This is a genomic window from Streptomyces xanthophaeus (assembly GCF_000725805.1).
GTDB classification, from domain to species: Bacteria; Actinomycetota; Actinomycetes; order Streptomycetales; family Streptomycetaceae; genus Streptomyces; species Streptomyces xanthophaeus.
Genome location: NZ_KL647132.1, coordinates 134,243 through 159,251, shown reverse-complemented (window position 1 = coordinate 159,251; position 25,009 = coordinate 134,243). Strand labels below are relative to the sequence as shown.

The window sequence follows — 25,009 nt, the reverse complement described above, 5'->3', positions numbered from 1 at the left end:
GCGATCATGGGGTTGAAGATCACCGCGCCGCCACCGAACTACGACAAACGGACCAGAACGTGTGAGGGGACACGGCCTGCCGGACCCGCCTGCCGGACGTGCCCGCCGGGGCCGCCCGCCCGGCCTGCCCGGGCGCCGCGCAGCCGTGCGGCTGCGTGAGTGTCAGTGGCGGGTCGTACGGTGGACTCATGCGGCCCGTATCGAAGATCGAACGCACGGTGGCGCCTTTCGAGGTCGTCAGCCCCTACCAGCCCAGCGGCGACCAGCCGGCGGCCATCGCCGAGCTGGAGAAGCGCATCCGTGCAGGTGAGAAGGATGTCGTCCTGCTGGGTGCGACCGGCACGGGCAAGTCGGCGACGACCGCCTGGATGATCGAGAAGCTTCAGCGCCCCACCCTGGTCATGGCGCCGAACAAGACGCTCGCCGCCCAGCTGGCGAACGAGTTCCGCGAGCTCCTGCCGAACAACGCCGTCGAGTACTTCGTCTCGTACTACGACTACTACCAGCCCGAGGCCTACGTACCGCAGTCCGACACCTACATCGAGAAGGACTCCTCGATCAACGAGGAGGTGGAGCGGCTGCGCCACTCCGCGACCAACTCGCTGCTGACCCGGCGCGACGTGATCGTCGTCGCCTCCGTGTCCTGCATCTACGGCCTCGGCACCCCGCAGGAGTACGTGGACCGGATGGTCTCGCTCAAGGTGGGCGAGGAGATGGACCGGGACCAGCTGCTGCGCCGCTTCGTCGACATCCAGTACACGCGCAACGACGTGGCCTTCACCCGCGGCACCTTCCGGGTGCGCGGCGACACCATCGAGATCTTCCCGGTCTACGAGGAACTGGCCGTCCGGATCGAGATGTTCGGCGACGAGATCGAGGCCCTCTCCACCCTGCACCCGCTGACCGGCGAGGTCATCAGCGAGGACCGCGAGCTGTACGTCTTCCCCGCCAGCCACTACGTCGCCGGCCCCGAGCGCATGGAGAAGGCGGTCCGCGGCATCGAGGCCGAGCTGGCCGAGCGCCTCGCGGAGCTGGAGAAGCAGGGCAAGATGCTGGAGGCCCAGCGCCTGCGCATGCGCACCACCTACGACCTGGAGATGATGCGCCAGATCGGGTCCTGCTCGGGCATCGAGAACTACTCGCTGCACATGGACGACCGTGAGCGCGGCTCCGCTCCCAACACCCTCATCGACTACTTCCCCGAGGACTTCCTCCTCGTCATCGACGAATCGCACGTCACCGTGCCGCAGATCGGCGCGATGTACGAGGGCGACGCCTCCCGCAAGCGCACCCTGGTCGACCACGGTTTCCGGCTGCCGTCGGCCCTCGACAACCGGCCGCTGAAGTGGGAAGAGTTCCAGGAGCGGATCGGCCAGACCGTCTACCTGTCGGCGACCCCCGGCAAGTACGAGCTCTCGCGCGGCGACGGCTTCGTCGAGCAGATCATCCGTCCCACCGGCCTCATCGACCCCGAGGTCGTCGTCAAGCCCACCGAGGGCCAGATCGACGACCTGGTCCACGAGATCCGGCAGCGGGTGGAGAAGGACGAGCGCGTCCTGGTCACCACCCTCACCAAGAAGATGTCCGAGGACCTCACGGACTACTTCCTGGAGCTCGGCATCCAGGTCCGCTACCTGCACAGCGACGTGGACACGCTGCGCCGCATCGAGCTGCTGCGGGAGCTGCGCGCCGGCGAGTACGACGTCCTGGTCGGCATCAACCTGCTGCGCGAGGGCCTCGACCTCCCCGAGGTGTCCCTGGTGGCCATCCTCGACGCGGACAAGGAGGGCTTCCTGCGCTCCGGGACCTCCCTGATCCAGACCATCGGCCGCGCGGCGCGCAACGTGTCGGGTCAGGTCCACATGTACGCGGACAAGATGACCCCGGCGATGGAGAAGGCCATCGACGAGACGAACCGGCGCCGCGAGAAGCAGATCGCCTACAACACGGCCAACGGGATCGACCCGCAGCCCCTGCGCAAGAAGATCAACGACATCGTCGCCACCATCGCCCGCGAGGAGCTCGACACCGAGGAGCTCCTCGGCACCGGCTACCGGCAGACGAAGGACGGCAAGGCGGCCAAGGCGCCGGTGCCGGCCCTCGGCGGCAAGGCGGCCGTGGGGAAGGCGGGCAAGGCCGCCAAGGGGGCGAAGGGCGCCAAGGGTGCAGCCGCCGGGGAGGTCCTCACCGACCGGCCCGCCGCCGAACTGGCCTCGCTCATCGAGCAGATGACGGAGCGCATGCGCGGCGCGGCCGCCGAGCTGCAGTTCGAGGTGGCCGCCCGGATCCGCGACGAGGTGAGCGAGCTGAAGAAGGAGCTGCGGCAGATGAAGGAAGCGGGCCTCGCCTGAGCCGGAGCCTGTCAGTAGGGTTGTGCCACAGCCGCAGGTACATGCTGCGCGCCCGTTAGCGGGCGGGCTACGGAGAGGGGACAGTACGTGACGGTCAACATGACCAAGGGTCAGGCCATCAGTCTGCAGAAGGCGGACGGGGGCACGCTGACCGCGGTCCGGATGGGCCTCGGCTGGCAGGCGGCGAAGCGCCGCGGGCTGTTCGGTTCGCGGACCCGTGAGATCGACCTGGACGCCTCGGCGGTACTCTTCGCCGACAAGCAGCCCGTGGACGTCGTGTTCTTCCGGCACCTGCAGAGCGACGACGGCTCGGTCCGGCACACCGGCGACAACCTCGTCGGCGGCGTGGGCGCGGGCGGTGACGACGAGTCGATCCTCGTCGACCTCCAGCGCGTGCCGGTGCACATCGACCAGATCGTCTTCACGGTGAACTCGTTCACCGGCCAGACCTTCCAGGAAGTGCAGAACGCGTTCTGCCGCATCGTCGACGAGACCAACGGCCAGGAGCTGGCCCGCTACACCCTCGACGGCGGCGGCCAGTACACCGCGCAGATCATGGCGAAGGTGTCCCGCGTCGGGACCGGCTGGCAGATGACGGCCCTCGGCAACCCGGCCAACGGCCGGACGTTCCAGGACCTGATGCCGTCGATCCTGCCGCACCTGTAGGACGTGGAGCCGCAGGGCCCGCCGGGTCCCTGCGGTCCCTGCACAACAACGCAAGACGTGACGTACGGACGCAAGCCGTACGAGAGCTGTGAACAGAAGAAGGCACGGGGGAGGGGCTGCACGATGACGGCCGAACTGGTCCGGGGGCAGAACCACCCCGTGTCCCACAGCCGGGTGGAGGTCAGGGTCTCGGCGGGCACGCCCGTGCTCGTCCTGGCCTCGCTCGCCGACGAACAGGGCCGGTTCGCCGGCTCCGGGACCCTGGGCCACCCCGGTGCCCGCTCCCTCCCCGGCCTCCAGGTGCCGGGGGAGGCCGCGGACCGGCACGCCTTCGCGGTGGACCTCGACGCGGTCGCCGCCGAGATACACCAGGTCGGCGTCCTCCTCGTGCTGCCGCCCGGCGGGCCTGCCCGCTTCGGCGCCGTCCCCGCCTCCTACGTCGCCGTGGCCGACGGGGCCGGGGCCGAGCTCGCCTGCTTCACCCTCACCGGGCTGGAGGCCGAGACCGCCGTCGTCGCCCTGGAGCTGTACCGGCGCCAGGGCGCCTGGAAGGTCCGGGCCGTCGGCCAGGGGTACGCGGACGGGCTCGGAGCCCTGCTCGCCGCCGGCGGCATGGCCCTGCCCGAGGCCACGGAGCTGGCCGCCACCGTCCTGCGGACCGCCTCGCCCGCAGGCGGCGTCCTCGGCGACGACGACCGCACCCTCGCCGCGATGCCCTCGGCCACGCGGGAGCTGCACGCCCCGCAGGAGCCCGCGCCCGAGCCGCCGCCGCAGCCGGTCCCGCTCTCCGGGAGCCCGTACGCCGGCACCCCCGGCACCGCCCCGGGCGGTGACACCGCCGGCTCCCCGCCCACCATCAGCTACGCCCACCCGCGCCGCCGTCGCACCAGCACCGAGCCGCCCGAGCCGGCGCCGCGGGCCGCACCCGCGCCGCAGCCCGGCCGTCCGCCGGTGCCCGTCGCCGGGGACGCCAGCGGCTGGTCCATGGAGGAGCGGCTCTACAACCAGGTGTGGGGCATGTTCGAGGACCTGGCCCGCACGGTCGCCGCCTACCGCAGCGCCGTCGAGTTCGCCGACTCCCGGATGGACCGCGAGCTCGACGAGGCCCTGTCCGACCCGCGCCACCGCCTCGGCGGCTCCGGGAACGCCGCCCGCGACACCGCGCGGGCCCGGCGCGAGGAGCTCGTCGCCCAGGCGCGGGCCGTCCTGGACCGGGACCTCGTCCAGCTGGTCGCGGAGTCCGAGGTGGTCGAGCCCGCGCTGCCCGCCTCGTACGCGCGCTGGGACAATCCCGTGTGGCACGGCCACCGCACGCCCGAGGAGGGGCCGCTCGCCCTGCGCCTGGGCGACCTGCACCTGCCCGAGCAGCCCTCCCTGCGTATCCCCATGCTGGTCCGGGTCCCGCTGGAGCGTGGCCTGTGGATCGACAACGGCCGCACCGGCTCCGAGGCCGCGATGACCATGGACACCGACCGGCTGCGCCGGGCCGCCATGGACATGGCCGTCGCGCACGCCGTGCGGCTGCTCGCGGTGCACCCCGGGGACCGGTTCTCCGTCCACGTCATCGACGCCGCCGGGGCCGGAGCCGCCTCCCTGGCGCCGCTGGTGCGGGCAGGGGTGCTGGCCGGGCCGCCCGCCGCCGGGGCCGCGGGCGTCACCAAGACCCTGGCGGAGCTGACCCGCCGGGTGGACCTCGTACAGATGGCGCTGCGGGCCGGCGCCCCCGAGGACCTGCCGCCGGACCTGGACACGGCCGAGCAGCTGCTGATCGTGCACGACTTCCCGCACGGGTTCGACGACCGGGCCGTCACCCAGCTCCGTTACCTCGCCGACGAGGGCTCGGCGGTCGGCGTGCACCTGCTGATGGTCGCGGACCGTGACGAGGCCTCGGCCTACGGACCGCTGCTGGACCCGCTGTGGCGCTCGCTGATGCGCCTGTCGCCCGTCCCGGACAACCATCTCGCCGACCCCTGGGTCGGCCACGCCTGGACCTTCGAGCCGGACCTGCCCCCGCAGGGCAGCCGGGTCCTCGACCAGGCACTGGAGCGGATCGCGCAGGCCCGGCGGACGGCCCGGCCGTGACGGGAAGCGGCGGGCGGATGACCTGCCGCTGACCAGTCCTTGGTACTCCCTTTACCTAATCCGCCTCGGCCGGGTAGGCTAAGCGGTGCGGAGGGGAGTATTCCTGCTTTCCTGCTACGACGTACCCGTCAATACGGACCGCTGCGGTGAACGACCGCCGCCGGGCCCGGGGCGTCGGCCCACGGCCTCCAGGCCGTCCGGGTGGAAGAGACCTCCGGCAGCGATGACGCTGACGAAGTGCTGAGCCATCCGCCGGAGGCGTGTTTACCGTGGAAGTTTCCTGGACCCTGTGGGCGTTGACCATTCTCGGTCTGTCGCTCCTCATCGGCGCCGATTTCTTCATCGGCCGCAAACCGCACGACGTATCGATCAAGGAAGCGGGCACCTGGACGATCGTCTGGATCGTCCTCGCCGGACTCTTCGGCCTCGGCCTGTGGTTCTTCGGCAACGGCCAGGCCTCCCAGGAGTTCTTCGCCGGCTTCATCACCGAGAAGTCCCTGAGCGTGGACAACCTCTTCGTCTTCGTCCTGATCATGGCGAAGTTCGCGGTGCCCTCCCACCTCCAGCAGCGGGTCCTGCTCGTGGGCGTGCTCATCGCCCTGGTGCTGCGCGCGATCTTCATCGCGGCCGGCGCGGCGATCATCGCCAGCTTCTCCTGGGTCTTCTACATCTTCGGCGCGTTCCTCATCTACACCGCCTGGAAGCTGATCCAGGAGGCCCGCAAGGACGAGGACGAGGAGGAGTTCGAGGAGAACCGCCTCCTGAAGTCCGTCGAGAGGAAGTTCGGCGTCGCCGACAAGTACCACGGCACCAAGCTCTTCATCGAGACCAACGGCAAGCGCGTCCTGACCCCGCTCATGGTCGTCATGCTCGCCATCGGCACCACCGACGTGCTCTTCGCCCTGGACTCGATCCCCGCGATCTTCGGCCTCACCCAGGACCCGTACATCGTGTTCACCGCGAACGCCTTCGCGCTGATGGGTCTGCGCCAGCTCTACTTCCTCATCGGCGGACTGCTCAAGAAGCTCGTCCACCTCAGCTACGGCCTCTCGATCATCCTGGGCTTCATCGGCGTCAAGCTGGTGCTGCACGCCCTGCACGAGAGCGGGGTGCACGTCCCGGTGATCTCGATCCCCGTCTCCCTCGGCGTGATCTGCGGCGTCCTGGTGATCACCACGATCACCAGCCTCATCGCCTCCAAGAAGCAGGCGGCTGCCGAGGCCGCCGCCCAGGAGAGCGTCGAGGCGTAACGCCGGTAGTTGCGAGGGCTACGGGAGCTACACGGGGGCGGCCGCTTCGGCCGCCCCCTTCTCCGTACCCGCACCCGTACCCGCACCAGCATCCGTATCCGTACGCGCCCGCCTGCTGAGCGCCGCCGGAGCGGTCTCCGGCAGCAGCGCGAAGCAGCCCAGGCTGAGCAGGGCGACGGCCGTCAGGTACACCGCCACGCCCCACGGCGGACCGGAACCGTCCGCCAGGGCCGTCGCCACGAGCGGGGTCAGCGCCCCGCCCAGCACCCCGCCGAGGTTGTAGCCGACGGCCGCGCCCGTGCAGCGGATCCGCGGGGCGTACAGCTCGGGCAGGTACGCCCCCACCACCGCGAACATCGTCACCATGCCCAGCAGCGCCACGACGAAGCCCAGGGTCATCAGCAGGGGATCGGCCGTGTCCAGCAGGGCCACGAGCGGGAACATCCACAGGGCGCAGGCCGTGCATCCGGCCAGGCACAGGGGCCGGCGCCCGTACCGGTCGCCCGCCACCGCGACCAGCGGAGTCACCAGTCCCTTGAGCGCGACCGCGCCCATGATGCAGGCCAGCACCACCGTGCGGCTCACCCCGAGCTGCTCGGTGGCGTAGGCGAGGGACCAGGTGGTGACCGCGTAGAAGACGGCGTAACCCACGGCGAGCGCCCCGCCGGTCAGCAGCAGCAGCCGCCAGTGGCCGCGGACCACCTCGGCCAGCGGGGCCTCGGCCCGCCGCCCGGACTCGGCGAGCGCGCGGAACTGCGGGGTCTCCTCCACCGAGCGGCGCAGCCACAGCCCGGCGAGGGCCAGCAGCCCGGCCGCCCAGAACGGCACCCGCCAGCCCCAGGAGGTGAACTGGGCCTCGGTGAGGGTCGCGGACAGGGCCAGGACGATCCCGTTGGCCAGCAGGAACCCCACCGACGGACCGATCTGCGGGAAGCTCGACCAGAGCCCGCGCCGCCGCTCGGGGGCGTGCTCGGCGGTCAGCAGGACGGCCCCGCCCCATTCACCGCCCAGGCCCAGCCCCTGCAGGAAGCGCAGCAGGAGCAGCAGGAGGGGCGCGGCCACGCCGATCGAGGCGAAGGTCGGGACGCAGCCGACGGCCACCGTGGCGAGGCCGGTGAGCAGCAGGGAGCCCAGCAGTACGGGCCGACGGCCGTAGCGGTCGCCGATGTGGCCGAACAGGGCCGAGCCCAGCGGGCGGGCGAGGAAGCCGACGCCGAAGGTGCCGAACGCGGCGAGGGTCCCGGCGAGGGGGGAGAAGGAGGGGAAGAAGAGCGGGCCGAGCACCAGGGCCGCGGCCGTGCCGTAGACGAAGAAGTCGTAGAACTCGATGGCGGTGCCGGCGAGCGAGGCCGAGGCGAGCCGCAGCATCCCGGGCCCGGAGGTGCCGGTCGGGGTCGGGGAGGGGTCTTGTCGCATGGAGCAGCAGATACCCCCTCCCCGGCCGTCAGGACGTGCGTTCGGCCTTCATCGACCGGAAGGAGTGCAGCGCGTACCGGAATTGACGCGCGGGCCGTCTACCAGCCGCGCTCGCGCCACTCGGCCAGGTGCGGCCGCTCGGCGCCGAGAGTGGTGTCGTTGCCGTGTCCCGGGTAGACCCAGGCCTCGTCCGGCAGCTGCTCGAAGAGCTTGTGCTCGACGTCGTCGACCAGCTGCGCGAAGGCCTTCGGGTCGCCCCAGGTGTTGCCGACGCCGCCCGGGAAGAGGCAGTCGCCGGTGAACACGTGCGGGTGCCCGTGCGGGTCGTCGTAGATCAGGGCGATCGAGCCGGGGGTGTGGCCGACCAGGTGCCGCGCGGTCAGCTCGACCCGGCCGACGCGTACGGTGTCGCCGTCCGCGACCGGGACGTCGGTCGGCACCGGGATGCCCTCGGCGTCGTAGGCGCCCGCGTACGTGGTCGCGCCCGTCGCCTCGACGACGCTCTGCAGCGCGCCCCAGTGGTCGCCGTGCCGGTGGGTGGTGACGACGGACTCGATGCCGTCCTCCCCGATCAGGCTGAGCAGCGCGTCCGCGTCCGCGGCCGCGTCGATCAGCAGCTGCTTGCCGGTGGCCCGGCAGCGCAGCAGGTAGGCGTTGTTGTTCATCGCGCCCACCGCGACCTTGGAAATCATCAGGTCCGCGAGTTCGTGTACGTCGGCCGGACCGCCGACCTTGACCGCTCCGCTGTACGTCATGTCCTGATCCTAGAGCGGCGGGAGCGCGGGGAGGCCGTCTCCGGCCACGACGGTGAGACCGGCGCCCCGGCGGCCGCGCCCGGCCAGCCAGCCGAGCAGCTCGTCCCGGGGGCCCTGGAGGGCCACCGGGGTGCCCTCGGTGCCGCCGGTGTGCCAGACCTCGCCGGGGCCGGCCTCCAGGGTCACCGGGGGGACCTCGGGGCGGCCGGACCAGCGGTCGGCGAGGAAGACGATCTCGCGGGTGGTGAACTCCTCCGAGAGGTCCGAGAGCTCGTAGCCGATGTTCAGGTCGACGTGGTGCAGCTCGACCTCGACGAGCCGGCGGAAGGGCACGTTGGCCGCGAGGTCGGTGACTCCGTTGCGCAGCTCGACCGTGCGGGACCAGTCCTGGGCGGGCTCGGTGGTGGCGAGGAAGCGGGCCCCGGAATCACGGAGGTCCGTCAGGTGTTCTTCCAGGGACCGGTCGCTGTCGCGTGCGATGTCCGCGTCCCGCGCGGAGGCGCTCTCGTACATGGGGCGCCCCTCGAGGACGTTGACGAGGGCGTCCGCGTTGCGTGCGAGGTGGGCCAGGATGTGCCCGCGGGTCCAGCCGGGGAGATGTGACTCCCCGGCCAGGGCGGCGTTGTCCAGTTTCGCGACAGCGGTCAGCAGTCGGTCCGTGGCTTCACGTACAGATCGCAGGTCGTGCACATGATCAGTCATGGTCCCGAGCCTAGTGCTCGGGGCCCCCGGCCACACGATCGGGTGAAGCGGTCTGCGCAGTGCCGTAAATCGAATGTGCGTGCTATACGCTCGGAAGTCCAGACAGCAAGTCCATCGCAGAGGCGCCCCCCATACCCTGGGACGGGGGCCCGTGCCCCCGCTCTCTCAAGAAAGGTGCGGACCGGCGTGACCGACCGTCTCATCGTTCGTGGCGCTCGCGAGCACAACCTGAAGAACGTCTCGCTCGACCTGCCCCGCGACTCACTCATCGTCTTCACCGGACTCTCCGGGTCGGGCAAGTCCTCCCTGGCCTTCGACACGATCTTCGCCGAGGGCCAGCGCCGCTACGTCGAGTCGCTCTCGTCGTACGCACGCCAGTTCCTCGGGCAGATGGACAAGCCCGACGTGGACTTCATCGAGGGCCTCTCCCCGGCCGTCTCGATCGACCAGAAGTCGACCTCGCGCAACCCGCGCTCGACCGTGGGCACGATCACCGAGGTCTACGACTACCTCCGCCTGCTGTTCGCCCGCATCGGCAAGCCGCACTGCCCCGAGTGCCGCCGCCCCATCTCCCGCCAGTCGCCGCAGGCCATCGTCGACAAGGTGCTCGCGCTCCCCGAGGGCAGCCGCTTCCAGGTGCTCTCGCCGCTGGTGCGCGAGCGCAAGGGCGAGTTCGTCGACCTCTTCGCCGACCTGCAGACCAAGGGCTACAGCCGGGCGCGGGTGGACGGGCAGACCATCCAGCTCTCCGAGCCGCCCACGCTGAAGAAGCAGGAGAAGCACACCATCGAGGTGGTCATCGACCGCCTCACCGTCAAGGACAGCGCCAAGCGCCGGCTCACCGACTCGGTGGAGACCGCCCTCGGCCTCTCCGGCGGCATGGTCATCCTGGACTTCGTCGACCTCGCCGAGGACGACCCCGAGCGCGAGCGGATGTATTCCGAGCACCTCTACTGCCCGTACGACGACCTGTCCTTCGAGGAGCTGGAGCCGCGCTCCTTCTCCTTCAACTCGCCCTTCGGCGCCTGCCCGGAGTGCACGGGCATCGGCACGCGCATGGAGGTGGACCCGGAGCTGATCGTCCCGGACGAGGACAGGTCCCTCGACGAGGGCGCCGTCTCGCCGTGGTCGCTCGGCCACACCAAGGACTACTTCCAGCGGCTGGTCGGTGCGCTCGCCCAGGAGCTGGGCTTCCGCACCGACATCGCGTGGGCCGGTCTGCCGCTGCGCGCGAAGAAGGCCCTGCTGTACGGGCACAAGACGCAGATCGAGGTCCGCTACCGCAACCGGTACGGGCGGGAGCGGGCCTACACCACGGCCTTCGAGGGCGCCGTGCCCTTCGTGAAGCGGCGGCACTCGGAGTCGGAGAGCGACGCGAGCCGCGAGCGCTTCGAGGGCTACATGCGCGAGGTGCCCTGCCCGACCTGTGACGGGACCCGGCTCAAGCCGATCGTCCTGGCCGTGACGGTGATGGAGAAGTCCATCGCCGAGGTCGCCGCGATGTCGATCAGCGAGTGCGCGGACTTCCTGGGCCGGATGCGCCTGGACGCCCGCGACAAGAAGATCGCCGAGCGCGTCCTCAAGGAGGTCAACGAGCGGCTGCGCTTCCTCGTGGACGTCGGCCTGGACTACCTCTCGCTCAACCGCGCCGCCGGCACCCTGTCGGGCGGCGAGGCCCAGCGCATCCGCCTGGCCACGCAGATCGGCTCCGGCCTGGTCGGCGTGCTCTACGTCCTGGACGAGCCCTCCATCGGCCTGCACCAGCGGGACAACCACCGGCTGATCGAGACGCTGGTGCGGCTGCGGGACATGGGCAACACGCTCATCGTCGTCGAGCACGACGAGGACACCATCAAGGTGGCCGACTGGGTCGTGGACATCGGCCCGGGCGCCGGCGAGCACGGCGGCAAGGTCGTGCACAGCGGCTCGCTGAAGGACCTGCTGAAGAACCCCGAGTCGATGACCGGGCAGTACCTGTCGGGCAAGCGCTCCATCGCGATCCCGGACGTCCGCCGGCCCGTGAACGGCGAGCGCAGGCTGACCGTCCACGGCGCCAAGGAGAACAACCTGCGGGACATCGACGTGTCCTTCCCGCTGGGCGTGCTCACCGCCGTGACCGGCGTGTCCGGATCGGGCAAGTCGACCCTGGTCAACGACATCCTCTACACGCACCTGGCGCGCGAGCTGAACGGCGCCCGCTCGGTGCCCGGCCGCCACACCCGGGTGGACGGGGACGACCTCGTCGACAAGGTCGTGCATGTGGACCAGTCGCCGATCGGCCGGACCCCGCGGTCCAACCCGGCGACGTACACCGGCGTCTTCGACCACGTGCGCAAGCTCTTCGCGGAGACGATGGAGGCGAAGGTGCGCGGCTACCTGCCGGGCCGCTTCTCCTTCAACGTGAAGGGCGGCCGGTGCGAGAACTGCTCCGGCGACGGCACGATCAAGATCGAGATGAACTTCCTGCCGGACGTCTACGTCCCCTGCGAGGTCTGCCACGGCGACCGCTACAACCGGGAGACGCTGGAGGTCCACTACAAGGGCAAGTCCATCGCGGAAGTCCTCAACATGCCGATCGAGGAGGCGCTGGACTTCTTCGAGGCGGTGCCGACCATCGCGCGCCACCTGCGGACGCTGAACGAGGTCGGGCTGGGCTACGTCCGCCTCGGCCAGTCCGCGCCGACGCTGTCGGGCGGCGAGGCGCAGCGCGTGAAGCTGGCCTCCGAGCTCCAGAAGCGGTCGACGGGCCGGACGGTGTACGTCCTGGACGAGCCGACCACGGGTCTGCACTTCGAGGACATCTCGAAGCTGATCAAGGTGCTGTCGGGGCTCGTGGACAAGGGCAACTCGGTGATCGTCATCGAGCACAACCTGGACGTCATCAAGACCGCGGACTGGGTCATCGACATGGGCCCGGAGGGCGGTTACGGCGGCGGTCTGGTCGTGGCCGAGGGCACGCCGGAGCAGGTCGCCTCGGTCGGGGCGAGCCACACCGGCAAGTTCCTGCGCGACATCCTGGGCGCCGACCGGATCTCCGACGCGGAGGTGCCCCCGGCGCGGTCCGCGGCCAAGAAGGCCCCGGCCAAGAAGGCTCCGGCCAAGCGGGCCGCGGCCCCGGCGAAGAAGACGGCGGCCGCCGCGAAGAAGGCGGCCCCGGCGAAGAAGGCGACGACGAGGACCCGCAAGGCGTAGCCGCTGCGCGGTACCGCCGAGGAGGGGTCCGGCCATGAGGCCGGGCCCCTCAGCCGTACGGGGCCCGGGGCGTCCCGGTCAGCTGGTGAGTTCGGCTGCGTACGGGGGTTCCGCGCCCGGGCGGCTGCAGGTCAGGGACGCCGCGTGTGCGGCGTAGGCCAGGACCTGGGGCCAGTCCACCGGGGCGCCGGGCGCGGCCGCCAGCCGGTGCAGCAGGGCCGCGTTGACGGTGTCGCCCGCCCCGATCGTGTCGGCCACGGCGACCGGCCGGGCCGCGGCCGTGTGCTCCGCGCCCTCCCGGGTCCACACCGTCAGGCCCGCCGCCCCCCGGGTCAGCACCACCGCCGACGGTCCAGCCGCCAGCCAGTCCGAGGGCCGGCCCCCGAGCCACAGCGCGTCCTCCTCCGACAGCTTGAGGACGGTCGTGCAGGGCAGCAGCCGGTCCAGGAACCGGGCCCGGTAGGCCGCCGGGTCCGCGATCAGCGCGGGCCGGATGTTGGGGTCCAGCAAGGTCAGCAGCCCGCGCCCGGACTCGCGGCGCAGCAGGTCCTCGTACGCGCTCGCCCCCGGCTCCAGGACCAGCGAGCAGGTGCCGAGCGCGAGAGCCCGGGCCCCTGGCGGGAGGGCGGGGGGCAGGGTGAACAGCCGGTCCGCGGTGCCCTCCACGTAGAAGCCGTACGAGGCCGAGCCGTCCGGACCCAGCGAGGGCACGGCCAGGGTGGTCGGCTCGGGCCCGCGCTGGACGAGCGACAGGTCCACCCCGGCCGCCCGCAGCCCGGCCAGCAGGGTCTCCCCGAAGCCGTCCGCCGAGACCCGGGAGCAGAAGGCCACCTCCGCGCCGAGCCGCCCGAGCGCCAACGCGGTGTTGTACGGTCCGCCGCCCGGCCGCGGCAGCAGCGCGCCAGGCGGCCGGGCCACGGGCACGAGGTCGATCAGGGCTTCTCCGCCGACGACGATCACGCGGGGGAAGGTACCCCATCCGGCGGCGGTATCGTCGGGAGCGCCGTGCCCAGCCCCTCGCAGCCCTTCCTCCAGGAGCACCAGATGCCCGCGTCGCCGTCCCCCGCCCGCCGTACCGTTCTGCGGGGCGCCGCCGCGCTCGCGGGAGCCGCCGGCGCCGGTGCGGCCCTCACGGCCTGCTCCATCGCGACGAACAGCGGCGGGAACACCCCTGCGACGCCCACCGCCCCGGTGGAGCTGGGGGCCGCCGCCGACGTGCCGGTGGGCGGGGCGAAGCTCTACCGGGAGCGGAAGCTGATCGTCAGCTGCCCGGCGGAGGGGGAGTACAAGGCGTTCAGCGCCCAGTGCACGCACGCCGGCTGCGTCCTGGACAAGATCGTCGAAGGTGAGGGGAACTGCCCCTGCCACGGCAGCCGCTTCGACGTGAGCACCGGCAAGGTGCTGCGCGGACCGGCCACCGACCCGCTGCCCGCCGTCCCGGTCCGCGCCGAGAACGGCAACCTCGTCGCGGGCTGACGCTCAGGCCCAGTCCCAGGCGATGCCCAGGAGCCCGCGCCGCACCTCGCGTTCCACCAGGTGCACCGCCCGGTGCCGGCCGCTCGGGGTCAGGTCCGCCAGGCCGGTGCGCGGGGCCCCGGGGCCGCTGCGGGCGAACCGCAGGCAGCGCACCGGCAGCGCGGCCTCGTCGAAGCGGACCTGGAGCATGTACTGGCCGCCCGCGTAGTTGAAACCGCGCACGTACTCGGTGCTGCGCGCGCCCGTGCCGTCCTCGACGCGGTAGCCGAACACGTACGTGTCGCCGCGCCGCAGCCGGGCGTCGAAGAGCAGCTCGGCGACCACCAGCCCCGCCTCGGGGTGCCACCGGACCCGGCCCGTGCGGCAGTTCTCGTACGCCGTCACCTCCACCCGGGACGGGTCGCAGCCCGGGTCGCCGTGGTGGACGGCGAGGTAGCGGTCGACGCCGTCGCGGTGCGCGCGCACGATCTGCTGGGAGTCGCGCCCGCGCAGTTCGCCCGCGGGGCCGATGCGGACCCGTTCGTGGTGGCCCACCGAGTGCAGGCCGCCGTCCGGCGGGAGGTCCATCGACTCCAGCAGCCGTTCCACCGCCGCGCCCGCGTCCACCAGGGCCCGGTAGGAGCGGCCCGGAGGGCGGGTGGGTCCGGTGCCGGGCCCGGGGGTGCTCAGCAGGCGCAGCAGGGCCCCGTCCGGCAGTTCCAGGATCTCCTCCAGGGCGCGGACGGCCCGGAGCGACTCCGCGTGGCGGGGCCGCCGGGCCCCCTGCTGCCAGTAGCTGAGGCTGGTGACCCCGACCTTGATGCCGCGGGCCGCCAGGCGGTGCTGCACCCGGTGCAGGGGGAGCCCGCGGGCGGCCAGGGCGGCCCGCAGGGCCAGGTGGAAGGGGCCGCCGCGGAGCAGTTGGCCGAACTCCGCCGTACCCGCCGTTTCCCCGGCCGTCCCCATGGAGCCTCCTCTGTGAACGTTCACTCGCGCCGGAGCAGGGGGAACGCGCCGGCGGACGGGAGACCAGGTGGAACCGCAGCCACCGTTCACACCGCAGTCCCCACCGTTCACACTGCGATGTCACCGCGTATTGAAGCGTGTTGACCTGATCGCGACAACACCCTGATGCTCCTCCACAGCGTCCGGACGCGCTCCTCCACCCCCCCCACTCCCCACCTCGGGAGGAACGCGATGCGCAACCGAAACCGGCGGCTTTCCCTGGCCGCCTTCCTCACCGCCCTGCTCATGGCCCTGTCCACCGCCGGCACCGCCACCGCCGCCGAGGCCGGCCCGGACACCGTGAGCGCGGCCCTCGCCTCCAAGCGCCTGAACATCACCATGCAGGCGCAGCAGAAGACCAACTGGTGCTGGGCCGCGGGCGGCAACACCATCGCCACCTGGTTCGGCCGCAACTACAGCCAGAACCAGTTCTGCAACGCCGCCTTCAACCGCCAGCAGGGCTACGACTGCCCCAACAACCAGGCCACCCTCGGCAACGTCCAGACCGGCCTGCGCTGGGCCGGAGTCAACTCCGGCTCCTACGTGAACGGCTGGCTCCAGTACTCCACCGTCCAGACCGAGATCAACGCCAACCGTCCGGTCGAGACCCGCATCCAGTGGGCGAACGGCGGCGGCCACATGCACGTCATCTACGGCTACGACACCGCCAACAGCTGGGTCTACTGGGGCGACCCCTGGCCCTCCAGCGACCGCTACAACTGGGCCTCCCACGCCTGGTACGTCGACAACAGCACCTTCTCCTGGACCCACTCCCTCTACCGGATAGGGGCGTGACCGCCATGACCCCGCGCGCCACCGCCGCGGCCGCGGTCCTCGCCGCCGCCGTCCTGCTCGGCCCCGCTCCGCAGGCCTCCGCCGCCGCAGCGGCTCCGGCACCCCGGCCCGAGGCCGCCACCGCCGAGGCCCGGGCGGCCGCCGCCGGGGCCGCCGCAGCCCCGGACACCCTGGCCACCCTCGCCCGGTTCTTCGCCCGGGAGGGCAAGGTCTCCCTCACCGCGGCGCAGCCCCGCATCGAGGGCGAGGCCGTCCCGGTGCACCACCTCTCCCCGGACTTCGTCGCGGGCAGGGCCGGGGCGAGCGTCGCCCGGCTGGAGTTCCTCGCCAGCAAGGCGGTCTCCTCCGACGGCCAGCAGGCCGCGCTGTGGACCGCGCGGACCGGGTCCGGCTGGCAGGTCGTGAACATCGCCACCGGGGACGACGAGTTCCGCTACGCGCAGCTCGGCGCCGCCAAGCTGCCCGGCGGGACCGTCTTCCGGGAGCCCCAGATCGACGCCTGGTACGTCGCCGGGGACGCCGAGGTGCTGCCCCTGGACGAGGACGCGGTGCGGGCCGTGGGCGCCGGGGGCACCACCCTCGCCGCGTACCGCCTGCGCGTGACCAAGGAGTACGGGGACAAGCTCCCCGGCTCGGCGTACGCCCGCCAGGGCGTGGCCGGGGGCTTCGCGCAGCCCGGCCCCCGGGAATCCGGGACCCCGGCGGGCCTGCTCGCAGGCGGGGCGGGGGCGCTCGCCCTGGCCGGTGCCCGCCTGCTGGCCCTGCGCCGCCGCCGCGGCCTGACCCGCAGGGCCGCCGAGGCCTGATCCGCCGCCGCGCAGCCGCCGTGGTCGGACCCGCCGCGCAGCCGCCGTGGTCCGACCCGCCGCCCCGGCTCCGCGCAGGGCCCGGCTCCCCGCCAGGAGCCGGGCCCTGCGCCCGCCGGGGGTACGGCCGGTTGTCGGCCCGCGCAAGTAGGGTGGTCGACATGGCCGACCCTTCCAGCTACCGCCCCAAGCCGGGACAGGTCCCCGACTCCCCGGGGGTCTACCGGTTCCGCGACGAGCACCGCCGCGTGATCTACGTCGGGAAGGCCAAGAGCCTGCGCCAACGCCTGGCCAGCTACTTCCAGGACGTCGCCGGACTGCATCCCCGTACCGCCACGATGGTCACCACCGCCGCCTCCGTCGAATGGACCGTGGTGTCCACCGAGGTCGAGGCGCTCCAGCTGGAGTACTCCTGGATCAAGGAGTACGACCCCCGGTTCAACGTCAAGTACCGCGACGACAAGAGCTACCCCTCGCTCGCCGTCACCATGAACGAGCAGTACCCCCGCGTCCAGGTCATGCGCGGCCCGAAGAAGAAGGGCGTGCGCTACTTCGGCCCCTACGGCCACGCCTGGGCCATCCGCGAGACCGTCGACCTGATGCTCCGGGTGTTCCCGGTACGGACCTGCTCCGCCGGGGTGTTCAAGCGCTCCGCCCAGATCGGCCGCCCCTGCCTGCTCGGCTACATCGGCAAGTGCTCCGCGCCCTGCGTCGGCCGGGTCACCCCCGAAGAGCACCGCGAACTGGCCGAGGACTTCTGCGACTTCATGGCCGGCCGCACCGGCACCTACCTCTCCCGCCTCGAACAGCAGATGCAGGAGGCCGCCGAGGAGATGGAGTACGAGAAGGCCGCCCGGCTGCGCGACGACATAGGGGCGCTGCGCCGGGCCATGGAGAAGAACGCCGTGGTGCTCGCCGACGCCACCGACGCCGACCTGATCGCGGTCGCCGAGGACGAGCTCGAAGCCGCCGTGCAGATCTTCCACGTACGCGGCGGCCGGGTCCGCGGCCAGCGCGGCTGGGTCACCGACAAGGTCGAGGCCGTCGACACGGCCGGGCTCGTCGAGCACGCGCTCCAGCAGCTCTACGGGGAGGAGAAGGGCGAGGCCGTGCCCAAGGAGGTGCTGGTCCCGGCGCTCCCCGAGGACACCCCGGCCCTGAGCCTGTGGCTCGCCGAGCGCCGCGGGTCCCAGGTCAGCCTGCGGATCCCGCAGCGCGGCGACAAGAAGGCCCTCATGGAGACGGTCCACCGCAACGCGCTGCAGTCCCTCGCCCTGCACAAGACCAAGCGCGCCAGCGACCTGACCACCCGCTCCCGGGCCCTGGAGGAGATCGCCGAGGCCCTGGAGCTGGACGGGGCCCCGCTGCGCATCGAGTGCTTCGACATCTCCCACCTCCAGGGCGACGACGTGGTGGCCTCGATGGTGGTCTTCGAGGACGGCCTCGCACGCAAGAGCGAGTACCGGCGCTTCCAGATCAAGACCTTCGAGGGGCAGGACGACGTCCGCTCCATGCACGAGGTGGTCTCGCGGCGCTTCCGCCGGTACCTCCAGGAGAAGCTGAAGACGGGGGAGTGGTCCCCCGAAGAAGGCGTTGACAGCGCTGTCGGCGCTGTCGGCGCCGCCGGCCCCGTCGTGGAGGACCCGCTCGCCGAGGACGACGGGCGGCCCCGGCGCTTCGCGTACCCGCCGCAGCTCGTCGTCGTCGACGGCGGGCAGCCGCAGGTCGCCGCCGCCAAGCGGGCCCTGGAGGAGCTCGGCATCGACGACGTGGCCGTGTGCGGCCTCGCCAAGCGGCTGGAGGAGGTCTGGCTGCCCGGCGAGGACGACCCGGTCGTGCTGCCCCGCACCAGCGAGGGCCTCTACCTGCTCCAGCGGGTCCGTGACGAAGCCCACCGCTTCGCCATCCAGTACCAGCGCAACAAGCGCGGCAAGCGCCTGAAATCCGGACCGCTGGACGAGGTGCCCGGCCTCGGGGAGAGCCGCAAGCAGGCCCTGGTGAAGCACTTCGGTTCGGTGAAGAAGCTGAGACAGGCGACAATCGACCAGATCTGCGAGGTCCCGGGCATAGGGCGCAAGACGGCCGAGACCGTGGCCGCGGCCCTCGCCCAGGCGGTTCCCGCTGGTCCTGCGGTCAACACGGCCACAGGAGAGATCATTGAGGATGAGACTCCCGCACCCGCGGGAGCAGCGTCCGAACGGGGGACCGAGCAATGACCGAGCACGAGTCCGATCGCACGAACACGCACGACCGAGACGGAGCACAGGTGAGTACGGGCACGACAGTGGAGCCCGGAGATACCGCCGAGGCGGCCATCCCCGAGCTGGTGATCATCTCCGGAATGTCCGGGGCGGGCCGCAGTACGGCGGCCAAGTGTCTGGAGGACCTCGGCTGGTTCGTCGTCGACAACCTCCCGCCCGCGCTGATCCCCACCATGGTGGAGCTCGGTGCCCGTTCCCAGGGCAACGTGGCGCGGATCGCCGTCGTCGTCGACGTCCGCGGCCGGCAGTTCTTCGACGCCCTGCGGGAATCCCTCGCCGACCTCGACAGCCGCGGCGTCACCCGGCGCATCGTCTTCCTGGAGTCCTCCGACGACGCCCTGGTGCGCCGCTTCGAGTCGGTCCGCCGTCCGCACCCGCTCCAGGGTGACGGCCGCATCACCGACGGCATCGCCGCCGAGCGCGACCTGCTGCGCGAGCTGCGCGGGGACGCCGACCTGGTGATCGACACCTCCAGCCTGAACGTGCACGAGCTGCGCGCCAAGATGGACGCCCAGTTCGCCGGCGACGAGGAGCCCGAGCTGCGGGCCACCGTCATGTCCTTCGGCTACAAGTACGGCCTCCCCGTCGACGCCGACCTCGTCGTCGACTGCCGCTTCATCCCCAACCCGCACTGGGTGCCGGAGCTGCGGCCCTTCACCGGGCTCAACGAGGAGGTGTCGGGCTACGTGTTCAGCCAGCCCGGCGCCAAGGAGTTCCTCGACCGCTACACCGAGCTGCTCCAGCTGATCGCCACCGGCTACCGCCGCGAGGGCAAGCGCTACGTGACCATCGCGGTCGGGTGCACGGGCGGCAAGCACCGCAGCGTGGCCATGTCCGAGAAGCTCGCCGCCCGCCTTGCCTCCGAAGGAGTCGAGACCGTCGTCGTCCACCGGGACATGGGGCGCGAGTGACCGCACGGACCCCGCGGCTGAGCCGCCTGCGCCGCCTCACCCCGGGACGGGGCGAGGTCGGCGTGGGCCGCTCCGGCCGCAGGCGCGGCGCCGCGCCCAAGGTGGTCGCGCTCGGCGGCGGACAGGGCCTGTCGGCCTCCCTCGCCGCGCTGCGCCGGATCACCGGTGACCTGACCGCCGTGGTCACCGTCGCCGACGACGGCGGCTCCAGCGGCCGCCTCCGCGAGGAGCTCGGCGTCCTGCCGCCCGGCGACCTGCGCAAGGCGCTGGCCGCGCTGTGCGGGGACGACGACTGGGGCCAGACCTGGGCCCGCGTCATCCAGCACCGCTTCCAGTCCCAGGGCGACCTGCACGGGCACGCCGTCGGCAACCTGCTGATCGTCGCCCTGTGGGAACAGCTCGGCGACCCCGTCCAGGCCCTCGACCTGGTCGGCACGCTGCTCGGCGCGCAGGGCCGGGTCCTGCCGATGTCGGCGGTGCCGCTGGAGCTCCAGGCCCTGGTCAAGGGCCACGACCCGGCCCGCCCGGAGGAGGTGGACACCGTGCGCGGGCAGGCCACGGTGGCCCTGACCCCCGGCGAGGTGCTCTCCGTGCAGGTGGTGCCGAGCGACCCGCCCGCCGTGCCGGAGGCCGTCGCGGCAGTCCTGGACGCCGACTGGGTCGTGCTCGGCCCCGGGTCCTGGTTCTCCTCCGTCATCCCGCACCTCCTGGTGCCGGAACTGCTCGACGCACTGGTCGAGACGAAGGCCCGGCGGGTCCTCTCGCTGAACCTCGCACCGCAGCCCGGTGAAACAGAGGGCTTCTCTCCGCAGCGTCATTTGGAGGTTTTGGCCCGACACGCCCCTAAACTCGCCCTGGACGTGGTGTTGGCCGACGAGGCCGCCGTGCCCGACCGCGAGTCCCTTGCCGATGCCGCAAAACGCTTCGGTGCCGCGGTCGAGCTGGCGCCGGTGGCCAGGGAAGACGGCTCTCCGAAGCATGATCCGGAGCTGCTTGCAGCCGCGTACGACCGTATTTTTCGGATGCATGGAAGGATCGGCCCATGGCGATGACGCCCGCGGTGAAGGACGAGATCTCGCGCCTCCCGGTCACCCGGACCTGCTGCAGGAAGGCGGAGGTCTCGGCGATCCTTCGGTTCGCGGGAGGCCTGCACCTGGTGAGCGGCCGCATCGTCATCGAGGCGGAGCTGGACACGGGGATCGCGGCGCGGCGCCTGCGCAAGGACATCCTGGAGATCTTCGGCCATTCCTCGGACCTCGTGGTCATGGCCCCCGGCGGACTGCGCCGCGGCAGCCGGTACGTCGTCCGGGTGGTGGCCGGCGGTGACCAGCTGGCCCGCCAGACGGGCCTCGTGGACGGCCGCGGACGCCCCATCCGGGGTCTTCCCCCGCAGGTGGTCTCCGGGGCCACCTGCGATGCCGAGGCGGCCTGGCGCGGTGCCTTCCTGGCCCACGGCTCGCTCACCGAACCGGGCCGGTCCTCCTCCCTGGAGGTCACCTGCCCCGGCCCGGAGGCCGCCCTGGCCCTGGTGGGCGCCGCCCGCAGGCTCTCCATCGCCGCCAAGGCGCGCGAGGTGCGCGGGGTGGACCGGGTCGTGGTCCGCGACGGGGACGCGATCGGCGCCCTGCTGACCCGGCTCGGCGCGCACGAGTCGGTGCTGGCCTGGGAGGAGCGGCGGATGCGGCGCGAGGTGCGCGCCACCGCCAACCGCCTCGCCAACTTCGACGACGCCAACCTGCGCCGCTCGGCACGGGCCGCCGTGGCCGCGGGAGCCCGCGTGCAGCGTGCGCTGGAGATCCTCGGCGAGGAGGTCCCCGAGCACCTCGCCGCGGCCGGCCGGCTGCGCATGGAGCACAAGCAGGCCTCCCTGGAGGAGCTGGGCGCGCTCGCCGACCCGCCGCTGACCAAGGACGCGGTCGCGGGCCGCATCCGCCGCCTGCTGGCGATGGCGGACAAGCGGGCCCAGGACCTCGGCATCCCGGGCACCGAGTCGAACCTCGACCTCAGCGAGGAAATGGCCGACAACATGGCCGGCTGACCCGTTCCCCCGTACGGCCGGAAAAGGGCCCGCACGTTCGTCCGTGCGGGCCCTTTTCCGGCTGTATCACCCGGAGGGCCCATTGACATGAGCATGGGCTGGTCGTGAGCCTGGCGTCCGCACGCTTTGGTGGCAGACGACGCCCAGGGGGGCACATGAGGCACCGCGCGAGATCGATCCTCGCCGCAAGCGCACTCGTCTTCGGAACCACGCTCGCCGCACTACCCGCCGCGGCCCAGCCCCAGCCCGCCTCCGCAGGCCCCACCGGAGCCCCGGGCGCCGATGAGGTGCGGGTCTACGAGGCCGACATCACGAAGGAACAGGTCCCGCTCGTCCTCGCCGCCGGACAGGACGCCCACGAGCTCTCCGAGCGGGCCCCCGAGACCGGCACCGCCCGGGTCGAGCTCTTCCTCACCGGCGCCCAGGCCGGGGACCTCGCGGCCCAGGGCATCGCGCTCGCCGAACGCAAGGTCCCGGCCAATGCCGCGGCCCGTTCCGGTGCGGTGGGCGACGGGGTCTTCCGTCCCTACAGTGGCAAGGGAGGTCTCCAGGAGGAGATCCTGCGGACGGCCGGGTCCCACCCCGCGCTCACCAAGGTCGTCTCCATCGGCAAGACCGTCCAGGGCAAGGACATCCTCGCCCTGAAGGTCAGCAAGAACGCCAGGAAGACCGCGGACGGCGACAAGCCGTCCGTGCTGTACATGTCGAACCAGCACGCCCGGGAGTGGATCACCCCGGAGATGACCCGTCGGCTGATGCACCACACGCTCGACAACTACGGCAAGGACCGGCGCATCACCGAGCTGGTGGACTCCACCGAGCTGTGGTTCCTGCTCTCCGCCAACCCGGACGGGTACGACTACACGCACGCCCCCGACGGCCGCCGGCTGTGGCGCAAGAACCTGCGCGACAACGACGCGGACGGGAAGACCACCTCCGCGGACGGGGTCGACCTCAACCGGAACTTCGCCTACAAGTGGGCCTACGACAACGAGGGTTCCTCCCCCAACTCCGCCAGCGACACCTACCGCGGCCCCAAGGCCCAGTCCGAGCCGGAGACCGTCGCCCTCGACCGCTTCCAGAAGCGGATCGGCTTCGAGTACGCCATCAACTACCACTCCGCCGCGGAACTGCTGCTCTACGGCGTGGGCTGGCAGGTGGCCACCCCGACCCCCGACGACATCGCCTACAAGACCCTCACCGGCACCCCGGAGAACCCGGCGGTCCCCGGCTACTACCCGCAGGTCTCCTCCGAGCTCTACACCACCAACGGCGAGGCCGACGGACACGCCTCGAACGTGAACGGCATCATGATGTTCACGCCGGAGATGACCACCTGCCAGACGGCCTCCGAGAGCGTCCCGGACGACCGGTGGAAGCCCGAGGACTGCGCCTCCGGCTTCCACTTCCCGGACGACGAGTCGCTCATCCAGGCGGAGTTCGCCAAGAACGTCCCCTTCGCGCTGTCCGTCGGCGAGAGCGCCGCCCGCCCGGACCGGCCCGTCTCCTCCGTGGGCCTGAGCGCCCCGGACTTCACCCTGGACCCGTTCACCACCTCCTACGCCGCCCGCGGCGAGGACCAGGAGGTCGCCGTCACGGCCCGCAAGTCCCTGCGGGACAAGGAGCTCAACTACCGCATCAACGGCGGCCGCACGCACGACGAGGACCTCAAGGCCTGGAAGGGCGGCGACGTCTACGGCGGCGAGGACAACAACTGGTTCGACGAGTACCGCGCCGAGGTGGACGGCGCCCGGCCCGGCGACAGGGTCGAGGTCTGGTTCACCGGCCGCGACCGCTCCGGCAAGCAGGTCTCCAGCGAGCACTTCACCTACACCGTGGCCGAACGGCCGCGCGCGGACGTGCTGGTGATCGCCGAGGAAGGGGCCCCGGCCCAGCACGCGCAGACCTACGTGGACGCCCTGCGCGCCAACGGACGGTCCGCCGCGGTCTGGGACGTCGCGGCCCAGGGCGTGCCGCACCACCTCGGGACGCTGTCCCACTTCCGCACCGCCGTCCACTACACGGGGGGCAGGACCCCCGGCGGTGACACCCAGCTCGCGGTGCGCGACTTCCTGAACGAGGGCGGCAAGCTGATCGAGGCCGGTGAGCTGGCGGGCGGCAACGCCCAGGTCGGCCGCGCCGTGACCAACGACTTCAGCCAGTACTGGCTCGGCGCCTACGGCCGTACGAGCGGCAGCGGAGCCACCGGCTTCACCGGCGCGGGCACCCTCGCCGGGGCCCGGGGCGGCCTCGGCGACGCGGCGGGCAACCCGCTGAACGCCCCCGGCTCCTACACCGTGACCTCCGAGACCCTGGCTCCCGAGCTGTTCCCGCAGTTCAAGAGCGCCCAGGCGGGCAGTTACGCGGGGGTCGTGAACCCGTACGCCCCGTACGCCGGGTCCCAGATGGCCTCGGCCCTCCACCAGGACGACGACTGGAAGCGGCTGACCCGCACGATCGACCTCACCGGGGTCACCGCCGCCGACAGGCCGCAGCTCAAGACGGCCCTGAGCTGGAACACCGAGGAGGGCTACGACCACGCCGTGCTGGAGGCCCGTACGGCGGGCGGCGACGACTGGACCACGCTGCCCGAAGCCTCCGGCCTGACCAGCTCGGCCGTCCCCGAGGAGTGCGCGGCCGGGTTCTTCCTCAACGGCCACCCGTTCCTGGGCCGCTACCTCACCCTGGGCGCCGGCGGCTGCACGGCGCAGGGCACCAGCGGCACCTGGAACAGCTTCACCGGTTCCTCCGGCGGCTGGAAGCAGGTCTCTTTCGACCTGAGCGCCTACGCGGGCAAGACGATCGAGGTCTCGCTCTCCTCCATCACCGACCCGGGCTCGGGCGGCCGCGGGGTGTTCGCGGACGAGGCGCGGCTGAGCGTGGGCGGAACCGACCAGGCTGCGGAGGGCTTCGAGAGCGGCCTGGGCGCCTGGACCGCACAGGGCGCACCTGCCGGAAGTCCCGAAGTTCCGGGCGACTGGTCCCGGTCGGGGGAGCTGTTCAAGTCCTACGCGTCGGTCACTACGCGTGACACGGTCCTCCTGGGCTTCGGGCTGGAGCACCTGCCGGCCGCCGGAGACCGTGCCCTACTCGTCGGTAAGGCGCTCAAGTCCCTGAGCCGCTGATCAGCGGCCCGCCCGTCACTCACCCTGAGTGACGGGCCCAAGGTCCCCGAAGTCCCGTGCCGGCACGCCCGGAACGGGCTTCGGAGGTGGTCCCCCCGCGAAGTAGGGGGAGTGTCAGGCCCCGGCCGATGTCACTCCGAAGCTCACGGAGAGGTAGGGTCGTAAGCGGTCGGGGACATCCCATACAGCTCGCCGGCGC

At 72.0% G+C, this 25,009-nt stretch carries 18 protein-coding genes; 13 read left to right on the top strand and 5 right to left on the bottom strand.

Features of this window, described 5'->3' with window-relative positions; genetic code table 11:
• The first annotated feature begins 188 nt into the window (after positions 1-188).
• From uvrB to IO30_RS0130065, 4 genes are all read left to right on the top strand, one after another.
• Positions 189-2,351 (top strand): excinuclease ABC subunit UvrB, encoded by a 2,163-nt coding sequence (gene uvrB, locus IO30_RS0130080; protein ID WP_031148157.1) that lies wholly within the window; start codon positions 189-191, stop codon positions 2,349-2,351.
• Between the two features lie 87 nt (positions 2,352-2,438).
• Positions 2,439-3,017 carry a TerD family protein gene (locus tag IO30_RS0130075; protein WP_031148155.1) on the top strand — a complete coding sequence of 193 codons (579 nt, stop codon included), beginning with the start codon at positions 2,439-2,441 and terminating at the stop codon, positions 3,015-3,017.
• 123 nt (positions 3,018-3,140) lie between these two features.
• Positions 3,141-5,099: a TerD family protein gene (locus tag IO30_RS0130070; protein ID WP_031148154.1), complete on the top strand. Its 1,959-nt coding sequence runs from the start codon at positions 3,141-3,143 to the stop codon at positions 5,097-5,099.
• A gap of 269 nt (positions 5,100-5,368) precedes the next feature.
• Positions 5,369-6,349, top strand: coding sequence for a TerC/Alx family metal homeostasis membrane protein (locus IO30_RS0130065; protein WP_031148152.1), 981 nt, complete (start codon positions 5,369-5,371; stop codon positions 6,347-6,349).
• A 27-nt stretch (positions 6,350-6,376) separates the two neighbouring features.
• On the opposite strand, the gene IO30_RS0130060 is transcribed toward IO30_RS0130065, so the two are convergent.
• The 3 genes from IO30_RS0130060 to IO30_RS0130050 all read right to left on the bottom strand — a co-directional run bounded on the left by IO30_RS0130060 (position 6,377) and on the right by IO30_RS0130050 (position 9,222).
• Positions 6,377-7,717 carry an MFS transporter gene (locus IO30_RS0130060; RefSeq protein WP_078904859.1) on the bottom strand — a complete coding sequence of 447 codons (1,341 nt, stop codon included), beginning with the start codon at positions 7,715-7,717 and terminating at the stop codon, positions 6,377-6,379.
• Between the two features lie 146 nt (positions 7,718-7,863).
• Complete coding sequence (locus tag IO30_RS0130055; RefSeq protein ID WP_031148148.1) at positions 7,864-8,520, bottom strand: MBL fold metallo-hydrolase; 657 nt, start codon at positions 8,518-8,520, stop codon at positions 7,864-7,866.
• A 9-nt stretch (positions 8,521-8,529) separates the two neighbouring features.
• Complete coding sequence (locus tag IO30_RS0130050; protein ID WP_031148146.1) at positions 8,530-9,222, bottom strand: maleylpyruvate isomerase family mycothiol-dependent enzyme; 693 nt, start codon at positions 9,220-9,222, stop codon at positions 8,530-8,532.
• A 186-nt stretch (positions 9,223-9,408) separates the two neighbouring features.
• Between IO30_RS0130050 and uvrA the strand changes: the two genes are divergently transcribed.
• Positions 9,409-12,414, top strand: coding sequence for an excinuclease ABC subunit UvrA (gene uvrA, locus IO30_RS0130045; RefSeq protein ID WP_031148145.1), 3,006 nt, complete (start codon positions 9,409-9,411; stop codon positions 12,412-12,414).
• Between the two features lie 78 nt (positions 12,415-12,492).
• Here the strand turns inward: uvrA and IO30_RS0130040 are convergent, their stop codons facing one another.
• Entirely contained in the window at positions 12,493-13,374 is an 882-nt protein-coding gene (locus tag IO30_RS0130040; protein ID WP_031148143.1) for a carbohydrate kinase family protein, read from the bottom strand.
• 84 nt (positions 13,375-13,458) lie between these two features.
• Between IO30_RS0130040 and IO30_RS0130035 the strand changes: the two genes are divergently transcribed.
• Complete coding sequence (locus IO30_RS0130035; protein WP_031148142.1) at positions 13,459-13,890, top strand: Rieske (2Fe-2S) protein; 432 nt, start codon at positions 13,459-13,461, stop codon at positions 13,888-13,890.
• Between the two features lie 3 nt (positions 13,891-13,893).
• Here IO30_RS0130035 and IO30_RS0130030 read toward each other — a convergent pair whose 3' ends face one another.
• A complete protein-coding gene (locus IO30_RS0130030; protein ID WP_031148141.1) occupies positions 13,894-14,835 on the bottom strand; it encodes a hypothetical protein in 942 nt (313 codons plus the stop codon).
• A gap of 231 nt (positions 14,836-15,066) precedes the next feature.
• Here IO30_RS0130030 and IO30_RS0130025 point away from each other — a divergent pair, with 231 nt between their 5' ends.
• The 7 genes from IO30_RS0130025 (at position 15,067) to IO30_RS0129995 (ending at position 24,810) form a co-directional block, all read left to right on the top strand.
• The gene (locus tag IO30_RS0130025; RefSeq protein WP_031148140.1) at positions 15,067-15,669 is read left to right on the top strand and encodes a papain-like cysteine protease family protein; all 603 of its coding nucleotides are present in this window, start codon (positions 15,067-15,069) and stop codon (positions 15,667-15,669) included.
• 5 nt (positions 15,670-15,674) lie between these two features.
• The gene (locus IO30_RS0130020) at positions 15,675-16,475 is read left to right on the top strand and encodes a hypothetical protein (RefSeq protein WP_031148138.1); all 801 of its coding nucleotides are present in this window, start codon (positions 15,675-15,677) and stop codon (positions 16,473-16,475) included.
• A gap of 161 nt (positions 16,476-16,636) precedes the next feature.
• Positions 16,637-18,691, top strand: coding sequence for an excinuclease ABC subunit UvrC (gene uvrC, locus IO30_RS0130015; RefSeq protein ID WP_031148136.1), 2,055 nt, complete (start codon positions 16,637-16,639; stop codon positions 18,689-18,691).
• On the top strand, positions 18,688-19,647 hold the full coding sequence (rapZ, locus tag IO30_RS0130010) for an RNase adapter RapZ (RefSeq protein ID WP_031148130.1): 960 nt from the start codon (positions 18,688-18,690) through the stop codon (positions 19,645-19,647). Before uvrC ends, rapZ begins: the two co-directional genes overlap by 4 nt.
• Positions 19,644-20,699 carry a gluconeogenesis factor YvcK family protein gene (locus tag IO30_RS0130005; RefSeq protein ID WP_031148129.1) on the top strand — a complete coding sequence of 352 codons (1,056 nt, stop codon included), beginning with the start codon at positions 19,644-19,646 and terminating at the stop codon, positions 20,697-20,699. The genes rapZ and IO30_RS0130005 overlap by 4 nt, the downstream gene beginning before the upstream one ends.
• Positions 20,690-21,685 (top strand): DNA-binding protein WhiA, encoded by a 996-nt coding sequence (gene whiA / locus IO30_RS0130000; protein WP_030009075.1) that lies wholly within the window; start codon positions 20,690-20,692, stop codon positions 21,683-21,685. Before IO30_RS0130005 ends, whiA begins: the two co-directional genes overlap by 10 nt.
• A gap of 155 nt (positions 21,686-21,840) precedes the next feature.
• Positions 21,841-24,810 carry a M14 family metallopeptidase gene (locus tag IO30_RS0129995; RefSeq protein ID WP_031148128.1) on the top strand — a complete coding sequence of 990 codons (2,970 nt, stop codon included), beginning with the start codon at positions 21,841-21,843 and terminating at the stop codon, positions 24,808-24,810.
• Positions 24,811-25,009: the final 199 nt, after the last annotated feature.